Source organism: Prevotella sp. P5-64 (assembly GCF_002251285.1).
Lineage (GTDB): Bacteria > Bacteroidota > Bacteroidia > Bacteroidales > Bacteroidaceae > Prevotella.
Genome location: NZ_NPJK01000074.1, coordinates 1 through 9,172, shown reverse-complemented (window position 1 = coordinate 9,172; position 9,172 = coordinate 1). Strand labels below are relative to the sequence as shown.

The window sequence follows — 9,172 nt, the reverse complement described above, 5'->3', positions numbered from 1 at the left end:
TCCTTGGTAATCTCCATAACTATAGTATCCTTTTACTTTATAACTAATTGATTTACAACCATAAAGGTACTAAAAATTATTGAGATTACCAACTTTTATAGAGACTTTCTTATCCCGAACTCAGGTTATTAAGAACTAATGAAAATCTTGATACCGTGAAGGGGAGAAATGGGGCGGAAATGCCAGAGATTCCATTAACATTTATTATAAAGAAGCTATCCCTGCTTATGGGCATCAATGGGGCGTTGAAGCGGTCGTTAATAAAAAAAAGAGACCACTCCGATACGGAATGGCCTCTTGATATACTGGGTTTGTAAGTTCTAAAGATTAGAGCTTTGGACCGGCAGCAACGAGAGCCTTGCCAGCTTCGTTGTTTGTGTACTTAGCGAAGTTCTTGATGAAGCGGGCAGCGAGGTCCTTAGCCTTCTCCTCCCACTGAGTTGCGTCAGCGTAGGTGTCGCGAGGATCAAGAATCTCTGTAGCAACTCCGGGGAGCTCTGTGGGCACCTTGAAGTCGAACATAGGAATCTGCTTTGTAGGAGCCTTGTCGATGTCACCGTTCAGGATAGCGTCGATGATACCACGGGTGTCGCGGATAGAAATACGCTTGCCTGTGCCGTTCCAGCCAGTGTTTACGAGGTAAGCCTTGGCGTTGTTCTTCTTCATCTTCTTAACCAGCTCCTGAGCATACTTTGTAGGATGCAGCTCGAGGAATGCCTGGCCGAAGCAAGCTGAGAATGTAGGAGTGGGCTCTGTGATGCCGCGCTCTGTACCAGCGAGCTTAGCTGTGAATCCTGAAAGGAAGTAGTACTGAGTCTGCTCGGGAGTCAGGATAGAAACGGGAGGCAGCACGCCGAATGCGTCAGCAGACAGGAAGATAACCTGCTTAGCAGCGGGTGCTGAAGAACCTGGCTGGATGTTGTTGATGTGGAAGATTGGGTATGAAACACGAGTGTTCTCGGTAACGCTCTTGTCAGCGAAATCGATCTTGCCGTTAGCATCAACAGTTACGTTCTCGAGGAGAGCGTCGCGACGGATAGCGTTGTAGATATCGGGCTCTGACTCCTTGTCGAGGTTGATAACCTTAGCGTAGCAGCCACCCTCGAAGTTGAACACGCCGTTGTCGTCCCATCCGTGCTCGTCGTCACCGATGAGCAGACGCTTAGGATCGGTAGACAGAGTGGTCTTACCAGTGCCTGACAGACCGAAGAAGATAGCTGTGTTCTCGCCGTTCTTGTCGCAGTTTGCTGAGCAGTGCATAGAAGCGATGCCCTTCAAGGGGAGGAAGTAGTTCATCATAGAGAACATACCCTTCTTCATCTCACCGCCGTACCATGTGTTGATGATAACCTGCTCCTTAGATGTTACGTTGAAAGCAACGCAGGTCTCTGAGTGCAGACCCAGCTCCTGATAGTTTTCTACCTTAGCCTTAGATGCGTTGTAAACAACGAAATCGGGCTCGAATGCCTCAAGCTCTTCAGCTGTAGGACGGATGAACATGTTGGTTACGAAGTGAGCCTGCCATGCAACCTCAACGATGAAACGAACAGCCATACGGGTGTCCTTGTTGGCGCCGCAGAAACCATCTACTACATAGAGGTTCTTGTTGCAAAGCTCTTTCTTGGCGATGCCCTTAACCGTAGCCCATACTTCCTCAGACATGGGGTGGTTGTCGTTCTTATACTCTTCAGAGGTCCACCATACTGTGTTCTTAGAGTTCTCGTCCATTACGATGTACTTGTCCTTAGGCGAACGACCGGTGTAGATACCAGTCTTAACGTTGACAGCGCCGAGCTCGGTCTGCTGGCCAACTTCAAAACCCTCGAGTCCTGCCTTGGTCTCTTCCTCGAACAACTGCTCGTAAGAAGGATTGTGGGCGATTACTGTAGCACCTGTAATGCCATACTTAGTTAAATCTAAATTTGCCATTTTTGTTGTTGTTTTAAAAATTTATATGGTCTGTTTAATTTCTGTTGTCAATTGCACTAACGTGGACTTATCTATAGATAATATCCACTCTTAGACGACGCAAAATTAAGCAAAAAACGGATAATGCCCAACCGAAAAACGACAAAAATACTCTTTAGTTAGATATTTTAGGTTAAAGAATTGAAAAACTATACATTGCCCGCTTTTTTTGCTATACGGAGTTTGCAAAAAAAATGAGTTTTACATACGTGATTGATATAGTTGGGGCCATAATCTTGAAAGATGATATGAGCGGGAGGCTCTTATGGCAGGTTATCGTGGAGCTGGGTGGGGTAGAGGTTAGCTATAATGTGAAATAAGCGTATAGGCAGGTGGCAACAAGATAGTTTTATGTGCCGTTAAGTGGGCTTTTTGCAGCAGGATGTCTGCGCCGATAGTCGGTTTGGTATAATGATGTCGAAGGTGATGGCATATAATCTGAATTCGTGGGGTGATTTACTTGTTTCAGGTTTTGCATTTGTTGTTGCCAACCCTGCATTGATTGTTTTGCATTCTAAAAAGAAGTTCGTGGTAGATGGCAAGAACTACGTTTCGATGGCTGGTCGGGAACTGGCGAATGTGTGTAGAATATACGTTAATGTTAATTCTGACAATAATGCAATATGCTGTGGTTCGGAATGGGACTATGGGTTAATGGGCAGCAAGGGTGTGATAATTGTGTGCTGGTTACAATTTTGCCTTGTCGCGGTCATGGCAAGGAGGGTGTTGGCACCCCGAGAACATAAATGCAGGAAAAACAGAAAAATATCGCGGGTTTTCCTTTGTTTTTTCTCGGGTTTACACTACCTTTGCAAGCAAAAACTAAACGATGGAAGTTATTAACCTAAGTGAGAAGAACTCCATTATCAACCAATATCTGGCTGAGATGAGAGATGTCAATTATCAGAACAACCGATTGCTTTTTCGTAACAACATCATGCGTATTGGCGAATTTGAAGCATTCGAGATTTCCAAAACATTAGATTATGCCCCTTGTGAGGTAACAACCCCGTTAGGTGTATCTACGGTCAACGTGCCTACAGACAAGATTGTGCTCGCCACAATTTTCCGTGCAGGTCTTCCTTTCCATAATGGATTCCTTAATATATTCGATCATGCCGGCAACGCTTTCGTTTCGGCTTATCGTGAATATGTAGACAAGGAACATCATGAAGTGGGTGTGCATGTAGAGTATCTTGCTACGCCAAGCATTGAGGGAAAGAACATTATTATAGCTGACCCGATGCTGGCGACAGGAAGCAGTATGGAGCTGGGCTACAAGGCATTCCTTACCAAGGGTACTCCAAAGCGTATCCATGTAGCTTGTGTCATTGCGACACCAGAGGGAATAGAGCATATCAAGAAGACTTTCCCCGAGGAAAAGACAACTATCTGGTGTGCAGCCATTGATCCAGGCCTGAACGACCACAAGTATATTGTGCCAGGTTTCGGTGATGCCGGTGACTTGTGCTACGGCAGCAAGTTGTAAGGAATATATGTTGGCAATCATCTGATTGTCTCGACTTTGCTGATGCTTTACTGCAAAGATGATCGCATCGTAATGTTCTCGTCCTTGAGGGCATTACGATGCGATTTGTAATTTCTCGATTGAAGCAAAAAGAAATCTCCCTCGCCACTTGGTGTGACAGAGGGAGATTTCTATATTGTATAGGGCGGTTGCTTAGTATGCAAAAAGTGGATAAGCCTTCATGGTCTCATTTACTTTCTCGCGTACGCGGGCGATAACCTGTTCGTCTTCGGGAGCGTTGAGCACCTCTTCTATCAGTTCGGCGACCAGGTGCATCATGTCTTCCTTGGCACCGCGTGTGGTCAATGCGGCTGTACCCAGGCGAATTCCGGATGTCTGGAATGCGCTGCGAGTGTCAAAGGGCACCATGTTCTTGTTGGCGGTGATATCGGCTGCGACCAATGCGTTCTCGGCGACCTTGCCGGTCAACTCGGGATATTTGGGGCGCAGGTCTACCAACATTGAGTGGTTGTCGGTACCACCACTTACGATGTCAAAACCACGGCTGATGAGGTCGTCGGCCAATACCGCAGCGTTCTTCTTGACCTGGGTGGCGTACTCTTTCCATGATGGGAGCAAATTTTCGCCGAACGCAACAGCCTTGGCTGCGATAACGTGCTCGAGAGGTCCGCCCTGGGTGCCGGGGAATACGGCGCTGTTGAGCAGGGAGCTCATCATGCGCACTTCGCCCTTCTTGGTAGTGATGCCCCATGGGTTTTCAAAGTCTTTGCCCATCAGGATTACACCGCCGCGTGGACCGCGAAGGGTCTTGTGGGTGGTAGTGGTTACGATGTGTGCATATTTTACAGGGTTGTCCAACAGTCCGGCTGCAATGAGTCCGGCGGGATGGGCCATGTCTACCATAAACAGTGCGCCTACTTCATCGGCAATCTTGCGCATGCGGGCATAGTCCCATTCGCGGCTATAGGCAGAGCCTCCGCCGATGATGAGCTTTGGCTTGTGTGCCAATGCGAGGCGCTCCATCTCGTCATAATCGACACGGCCTGTTTCTCGGTTGAGTTCATAGCCAATTGGGTTGTACAGAATACCAGATGTGTTGACGCGTGAACCGTGAGAAAGGTGGCCTCCGTGGTCCAGATTGAGTCCCATAAAGGTGTCGCCAGGCTTGAGGATGGCTAATAATACTGCTGCATTGGCCTGGGCTCCAGAGTGGGGCTGCACGTTGGCAAACTCGGCGCCAAAGAGTTTCTTGACTCTCTCGCGGGCAATGTTCTCCACTTCGTCCACAATCTGGCAACCGCCGTAATAGCGATGTCCGGGCAGACCTTCAGCATACTTATTGGTAAGATAGCTGCCCATGGCTTGCATAACCTCGTCGCTGACAAAGTTTTCGGAAGCGATGAGCTCCATGCCCTTTAGCTGGCGCTGGTGTTCCTTCTCGATGAGATCGAATATTATTTGGTCTCTTTCCATATTATTAGTATTCCCGTCCTCTCCTCCAGAAGGAGAGTGAGCCCAACTTACTCTGATGGGAATTGTGTTGGTTATGAAACATTATTTTTTTATTGGAATTAGCATAACTTTACTTTGCTCAGTTCTTGCTCCTTGTCGCAATAGTGGCATTTGATGATGCCGTGAGCCTTGTCTATTACGTTGAAGATGGTGAGCATGGGCTCGTTGTTGCAGATGCATACAGGATTGTTGCATTTCACGATACCCCGCAGTTCGTCAGGAGTTTCTACGGTCTTTTTCTCTACAACTTCGTAGTCCTTGATGATGTTGAGCACGGCATTAGGAGCCAGTACTGATAATTGGGAGATCTCTGCATCGGTGAAAAACTTCCCGGATACCTTGATGATTCCCTTGTGTCCTACTTTCTTTGACTCCAGATAGTTGCCTATAGTTACAGGGGTGGTCAGGGTGTCGAGCTTGAGCAGATTTGCCACTTTGTAGGTTTTCTCTGCAGGTATATGGTCTATTACGGTGCCATTCTCAATGGCAGTAACTAACATTTCTTTCTTTGCCATGATTATTCTATTATAGTCTTGTCGTTTTTGATGTCGTCAAGGGTGATTCCGAGACAATGACAGAAGATGGCTTCGCGGGCGTAGAGTCCGTTTTTGGCCTGCTGTATATAGTAGGCATGTGGGTCGTCATCTACATCGTATGCAATCTCGTTGACGCGGGGCAGCGGGTGGAGTATCCTCATATTCTCCTTGGCGTATTTGAGCATGTCTCGGTTGAGAATGTAGATATTCTTGACCTTCTCGTATTCCATCAAATCGGAAAAACGCTCCTTTTGTACGCGCGTCATATATAGGATATCGGCATCTGCAATTACCTTCTCGTTGAAAGCCGTATGCTCTTGGTATCTGATGTTATGCTCTTTGCAGTAGAGCTTGTACTCTTGGGGCATCGCCAGTTCCTTGGGGGCTATAAAGTGGAATGTGGGGTTGAAATGGCGCATGGCAGTTATGAGGGAATGGACCGTGCGGCCATATTTCAAGTCACCGACCAAATAGATGTTGAGATCTTCAAGAGTACCCTGGGTCTTGTATATCGAATAGAGGTCGAGCAGACACTGGGAAGGGTGCATGTGGGCGCCGTCTCCAGCATTAATAATAGGTATTGGTGCTACTTCGCTTGCATAAAGTGCAGCTCCTTCTATAGAGTGGCGCATGGCAATCACGTCAGCATAGTTGGATACCATAAGAATGGTGTCTTTAAGAGTTTCGCCCTTTGTTGTACTTGAAGTCTTGGCGTCAGAAAAACCAATAACGCGGGCTCCAAGGCGATTGGCAGCGGTTTGAAAACTAAGTTGGGTGCGGGTGGATGGTTCAAAGAAAAGCGTAGCCACTACTTTTCCTTTTAACAATTCTCTGTTAGGATGATTCTCAAACTCCTTTGCCATTTCCAAGAGGTATAGTATCTTTTCTTTGGAAAGGTCTTCGATCGTCACAAAATTATGTCTTTCCATATGTGTTGAAGAATGTATTATTCTAAATTGAGTGCTAAGTTACACATAATTTTCAAATATTTGTCCTTTGTTGCCATAAAAAATCGTATTTTTGCAGATATTTTTTCAATGCATTGTATGAGAAGAAAGGTTGTACATATTTTATGGGCTCTTTTGGGCTGTTCGGTATTGGCCGTGACAGTGGTGTTTACGGCAATTTGGAATGGATGGATAGGGTATATGCCTCCCATTGACGAGCTGCAGAATCCTATTAATAGATTTGCCACGCAGGTCTATTCTTCGGACGGCAAGGTGCTTGGCACGTGGAGCTTCAACCGGGAAAATCGTATTCCCGTGGCGTATAATAATCTGTCGCCCTACTTGGTCAAGGCGCTGGTTGCTACTGAAGATGCCCGCTTCTATGATCATTCTGGTATTGACTTTATTGCCCTTTGCCGTGCCATCGTCAAGCGTGGACTGCTCGGGCGTGAAAGTGCTGGCGGAGGCTCTACCATTACACAACAGTTGGCTAAACAGCTCTATACCGAGGTGGCTCATTCTACCGCCGAGCGTCTTATGCAAAAGCCGATAGAGTGGGTGATTGCCGTCAAACTTGAGCGTAACTATACCAAGGAAGAGATAATAGCCTTGTATCTTAATTATTTTGATTTCCTCCATAACGCCGTGGGAATCAAGACGGCTGCCAATACCTATTTTAATAAAGAGCCCAAGGACTTGACTATAACTGAGGCTGCACTGTTGATAGGTTTGTGCAAGAACCCTTCTTTGTTTAACCCGGTAAGATATCCGGATAGAAGTTTGCAGCGTCGTAATGTGGTGCTTTCGCAAATGCGCAAGGCCGGTTATATTACGGATGATGAGTATCGCAAATATTGCGCAGAGCCAATCAGGCTTGACTTTCATCGGACGGATCAAAAAGATGGAACCGCCACATATTTCCGTGAATTCCTCCGTCAATATATGATGGCGTCTCGGCCTGAACCAGACAAATATCCTGTTTGGAATCGACGTCAGTATGTTCTTGATTCGATTGCCTGGGTAAGCGACCCGCTCTATGGCTGGTGTAATAAGAACTATAAGAAAGATGGTGAAAACTATAATGTTTATACTGATGGACTAAAGGTTTACACGACCATAGATTCTCGCATGCAACAGTATGCGGAGGATGCGGTCTACGGTCATGTTGCCAAGTATCTTCAGCCTTTGTTCACACGTGAAAATCGCAGAAAGCCCAATGCACCGTTTACAGATAAACTTACGCCTAAGGAGGTGCAGCGCATTATGCGAAAGGCAATGGAGCAGAGTGAACGTTATCGCGCCATGAAGGCTGCTGGTGCTTCAGAAGAGGAAATTCGGCGTGCCTTTCGGACCAAAACTGACATGACGGTATTTTCTTATCAGGGAGATATTGATACGGTGATGACGCCGATGGATAGCATTCGTTATTACAAGTCATTCTTGCGTGCCGGATTTGTAAGCATGGAGGCGCATACGGGCGCAGTCAAGGCTTATGTGGGTGGCCTTAATTACAACCATTTCATGTATGACATGGCAATGGACGGTAGGCGTCAGGTGGGTTCTACCATTAAGCCTTTTCTCTATGCTTTGGCTATGGAGAATGGATTCACCCCATGTGATTTGGTGCCAAACGTTCAGCAGACATATATGGTTGCAGGTAAGCCATGGACTCCGCGTAATTCCAGTCATAAGCGATATGGAGAGATGGTTACTCTTAAGTGGGGACTGGCTCAGTCAAATAACTGGGTTTCAGCTTATCTTATGAGTAAACTTAATCCCCGGCAGTTTGTTACAATGCTCCATGATTTTGGAATTAACAATCCCGACATACATCCGTCGATGGCACTTTGCCTTGGTCCATGCGATGTATCTGTGGCAGAAATGGTGAGTGCATATACTACGTTTGCCAATAGCGGTATACGCTGTGCTCCAATGTTCGTGACCAAGATAGAGGACGCAGAGGGAAATGTGGTGGCACGTTTCCAGCCTCGTATGAACGAGGTGATTAGTTCTGAAAGTGCCTATAAAATGATAGAAGAACTGATGGGCGTAATCGATGGCGGTACTGGTGGAAGAATTAGGTATAAGTTTAATGTCGAGGGACCTATTGGAGGAAAAACCGGAACCACCAACCGTAACTCAGATGCCTGGTTTATGGGCTTCACGCCCCAGTTGGTGAGCGGCTGTTGGGTAGGTGGCGAGGACCGAGACATCCATTTCGATTCGATGGCGCTCGGACAGGGTGCCTCTATGGCACTGCCCATTTGGGCTTACTATATGAAGAAGGTGTATAGGAATAAGGATTTGGGCTATTCGCCTGATGTCGATTTTGATATTCCCGAAAATTTCAACTCGTGTGTAAAAGAAGTTGACGAAACTGGGTCAAATGACATAGAGGAAGTCTTTGAGTGATGAGTGACTGATAAAGCCATCTGCGGATATAAGAGCAGATGGCTTTATATCTTTTTGAAGTGTTCGGCATTTTGTATGAATTATGGCGGTTAGTCTCCCTATATAATATATAATAAGGTATATAGTCCCCAGGGCCATCATTTTGGTTGATATAAATCAATAGGTGAAAAATATTTTCAACTTTTTTGTTGAAATGTTTGGTTTGTGTTGAAAAAAGCTATACCTTTGCATCCGCTTTCGAGAATGAAACACTTCTCCTGAGCGCTGAAGAAAGAGTTCTTTGAAAGATTTAAGATAAACAGAAGAGT

6 protein-coding genes are annotated in these 9,172 nt (G+C 46.2%); 2 read left to right on the top strand and 4 right to left on the bottom strand.

Annotated elements, in window-relative coordinates; genetic code table 11:
- Nucleotides 1-327: 327 nt before the first annotated feature.
- Nucleotides 328-1,929, bottom strand: a complete 1,602-nt coding sequence (gene pckA / locus CIK87_RS13000; protein WP_094387522.1) for a phosphoenolpyruvate carboxykinase (ATP) — start codon at nt 1,927-1,929, stop codon at nt 328-330.
- 868 nt (nt 1,930-2,797) lie between these two features.
- Between pckA and upp the strand changes: the two genes are divergently transcribed.
- Nucleotides 2,798-3,457, top strand: coding sequence for a uracil phosphoribosyltransferase (gene upp, locus CIK87_RS12990; RefSeq protein WP_022309532.1), 660 nt, complete (start codon nt 2,798-2,800; stop codon nt 3,455-3,457).
- Nucleotides 3,458-3,649: 192 nt separating this feature from the next.
- Here upp and glyA read toward each other — a convergent pair whose 3' ends face one another.
- The 3 genes from glyA to pyrB form a co-directional block, all read right to left on the bottom strand.
- Nucleotides 3,650-4,930 (bottom strand): serine hydroxymethyltransferase, encoded by a 1,281-nt coding sequence (glyA, locus tag CIK87_RS12985; RefSeq protein ID WP_094387520.1) that lies wholly within the window; start codon nt 4,928-4,930, stop codon nt 3,650-3,652.
- Nucleotides 4,931-5,028: 98 nt separating this feature from the next.
- On the bottom strand, nt 5,029-5,484 hold the full coding sequence (locus CIK87_RS12980) for an aspartate carbamoyltransferase regulatory subunit (RefSeq protein ID WP_094387519.1): 456 nt from the start codon (nt 5,482-5,484) through the stop codon (nt 5,029-5,031).
- 2 nt (nt 5,485-5,486) lie between these two features.
- On the bottom strand, nt 5,487-6,434 hold the full coding sequence (gene pyrB / locus CIK87_RS12975; RefSeq protein ID WP_094387518.1) for an aspartate carbamoyltransferase: 948 nt from the start codon (nt 6,432-6,434) through the stop codon (nt 5,487-5,489).
- 117 nt (nt 6,435-6,551) lie between these two features.
- Here pyrB and CIK87_RS12970 point away from each other — a divergent pair, with 117 nt between their 5' ends.
- The gene (locus tag CIK87_RS12970) at nt 6,552-8,864 is read left to right on the top strand and encodes a penicillin-binding protein 1A (protein WP_094387517.1); all 2,313 of its coding nucleotides are present in this window, start codon (nt 6,552-6,554) and stop codon (nt 8,862-8,864) included.
- The last annotated feature ends 308 nt before the right edge of the window (nt 8,865-9,172 follow it).